This is a genomic window from Acinetobacter sp. AKBS16 (genome assembly GCF_002899995.1).
Taxonomy (GTDB): Bacteria; Pseudomonadota; Gammaproteobacteria; order Pseudomonadales; family Moraxellaceae; genus Acinetobacter; species Acinetobacter baumannii.
In genome coordinates, this window is record NZ_POYH01000056.1 from 1 (window position 1) to 2354 (window position 2354).

General features: G+C 43.2%; 1 protein-coding gene and 1 pseudogene. Both read left to right on the forward strand.

Annotation, left to right across the window (positions count from 1 at the left end; translation table 11 throughout):
- Positions 1–713, forward strand: a pseudogene (locus tag C1642_RS09570) (inositol monophosphatase family protein); the annotation flags it as partial.
- Between the two features lie 410 nt (positions 714–1123).
- On the forward strand, positions 1124–2354 hold a 1231-nt coding region (locus tag C1642_RS09575; protein ID WP_052774327.1), incomplete at its 3' end, for a DEAD/DEAH box helicase.

Below are 2354 nucleotides of genomic sequence, written 5' to 3' on the forward strand. Positions count from 1 at the left end.
CCTATAACACGTGTAGATCGTTATTTAGAACAATTGACGATTGATACATTACGTAAAAGTTATAAAAACCATAGCTTCTTAGGTGAAGAGTTCGGTTTGCAAGAGGGCAAAGGCCACGATGCAGACTGGTGCTGGGTGATCGACCCTCTTGATGGCACGCAAAACTTTATTAATGGTTTCCCTCATTTCTGTATTTCTATTGCTGTTCAGCACAAAGGTGTTACTCAGCACGGCGTAATTTACGATCCAGTACGTGACGAATTGTTCTCTGCAAGTCGTGGCCGTGGTGCAGTGATGAACCAGCGTCGTATTCGCGTAAATGTAAAAGACAGCCTAGAAAATACATTCTTGGCAGTAGGTCACCCTTACCGTGCTAAACGTGCTGGTGAAATTGTGTCTTATGCAGAACAGCACTTTGCTTCATTATTAGCTGTGACTCAAGCGGGTGCTCAAATCCGCCGTGGTGGTTCAGCTGCTCTCGACTTAGCTTATGTTGCTGCTGGTCGTTTCGATGGTTTCTTTGAACTTGGTTTAAAGCCATGGGATATCGCTGCTGGTGAGCTTATTATCAAGGAAGCTGGTGGTGTTGTGGTTGACGCACACGTGGTGGTAATGATTCACTTGAAAATGGTCAAGTGATTGCATGCTCACTGAAAATGTTAAAGCCATTAATGCAAACTGTAGTTCCTGCTTGGGACAAAGCTGCAAAATAATTTAAAAAAATTATTTCTGAGTAAGACCCTCTTTTTATAGAGGGTTTTACTTTTTAATGGTCGGTAAAATACAAATAACAGTAGAAATACCGAGAAAGTTGATTAAAACACATGACTTTTAAATTCTTTCTGCTATAATCCGCCCACGCACTTAAATTTCCGTTCATTACCTGAACATTCTGTTCTATTCATTGTAAGCGCACGCTGTCCATAGAGAGGACCATTTCTTGCGCCCCAATCGCTCAGCGATTCTTCAGGTTGCGGCCGTAATCAAGCGTGCGTTTAGTCCACATCGTCGTTACTCGGATTGCTGCTGAATAATAAGATTCAGCTAATATTTGCTTTGCCGCTTTTGCCGATGTCTATTTGTATTTATTAAAAATGGAGCACCCTTTGGGGTGGAACTCTCTATGAGCAAAACTTTTGCCGAATTTTCTTTGCACGAAACCTTACAACAAGCTCTTGAAGGTTTAGGTTTTACTAACCCAACTCCTGTGCAAGAACAATCTATTCCTGCTGCTTTAGAAGGTAAAGACCTTCTTGTTTCTAGCCAGACTGGTTCTGGTAAAACTGCTGCATTCTTATTACCGACATTACATAATTTGGCAGGTCAAGATACTTTCGTTCCGTTCAAAGAACGTATGAAAGCAGTGACTCAGCCTAGCATTTTAGTTTTATGCCCAACACGTGAATTGGCTCAACAAGTTAGCCAAGACGCAATTGCTTTTGTACGTCACATGAAAGGTGTTCGTATTGCTGCAATTATGGGTGGTATGCCTTTTGGTAAACAAATTCAACAGCTTAAAGGTGCTCAAGTTGTAGTTGCGACTCCAGGTCGTTTATTAGACTTAGTTAACCGTCGTCAATTAAAGCTAGACAAAGTTGATGCTTTAATCGTGGACGAAGCTGACCGTATGTTAGACCTTGGTTTCTCTGAAGACTTAGAAGCGATCAGTGACTTGGCTGCGAATCGTGGTCAAACGTTAATGTTCTCTGCAACTTTTGCTGACCGTATTATTCGTCTTGCTGAGCGCATGATGAATGAACCTGAGCGTATTGCAATTGAAACTGGTCACAGCACCAATACTGACATCACCCAAACTTTACACTGGACAGATGGTTTCGAACATAAGAAGAAACTTCTGACTCACTGGTTGGCTGATGAAACGCTTGACCAAGCTGTTGTATTCGCGAGCACACAAGAAGATACAGATATGTTGGCTGAAGAACTTGCAGAAGCAGGTCATTCAGTTGTTGCACTTCACGGTGCAATGCCGCAAACAGTTCGTAACCGTCGTTTACGTAGTATCCGTGAAGGCCGTGCGAAAATCTTAGTTGCTACTGACGTTGCTGCACGTGGTCTTGACGTTCCAACAATTTCACACGTTATTAACTTCGGCTTACCAATGAAGCATGAAGATTATGTACACCGTATTGGTCGTACAGGTCGTGCTGGTCGTACAGGTCAAGCGATTACTTTAGCGACCTATCGTGAACGCGGTAAAATCCGTGCGCTGGAAGACTACTTAGAAGCTCGTTTAAATGTTTCTGAAATTGAAGGCTTAGAGCCATCTCCACCTCCAGCTCGTCCACGTCGTGAAGGCGGTCGTGGTGGTAACGGTGGCCGTGATGGGCGTCGTG